The organism is Rahnella sp. PAMC25617 (genome assembly GCF_050606005.1).
Taxonomy (GTDB): Bacteria; Pseudomonadota; Gammaproteobacteria; order Enterobacterales; family Enterobacteriaceae; genus Rahnella; species Rahnella variigena.
In genome coordinates this window covers 1-253 of sequence record NZ_JBOCUM010000191.1, presented here as the reverse complement: position 1 = coordinate 253, position 253 = coordinate 1, and the positions used below count along the sequence as shown (strand labels likewise).

General features: G+C 58.5%; 1 protein-coding gene. It reads right to left on the bottom strand.

From position 1 onward, the window contains the following. Positions 1-221 (bottom strand): ribonuclease E/G (locus ACM615_RS24165; RefSeq protein ID WP_431012672.1); only part of this gene is annotated, 221 nt, incomplete at its 3' end. Between the last annotated feature and the right edge of the window lie 32 nt (positions 222-253).

The following is a 253-nucleotide window of genomic DNA, read 5'->3' as shown; positions in this document are numbered from 1 at the left end:
GGGCGCACCCGCTGCCGGGTTATCTGCATCAGCCCAAATTTGGTGAGCGGCAGAATGGTAAACTTGGCCTTGTCCTGCTTCATGATGTGGTACACCGCGTCCTCCACCTTTTTGCGGCTCTCCGCGGCGCGCATATCAATGAAGTCCACCACGATGATGCCGCCCATGTCGCGTAGGCGCAGCTGGCGCGCTACTTCCTTGGCGGCCAGTAGATTAATCATCAGGGCCGTGGCCTCTTGGTCATTTTCCTGGT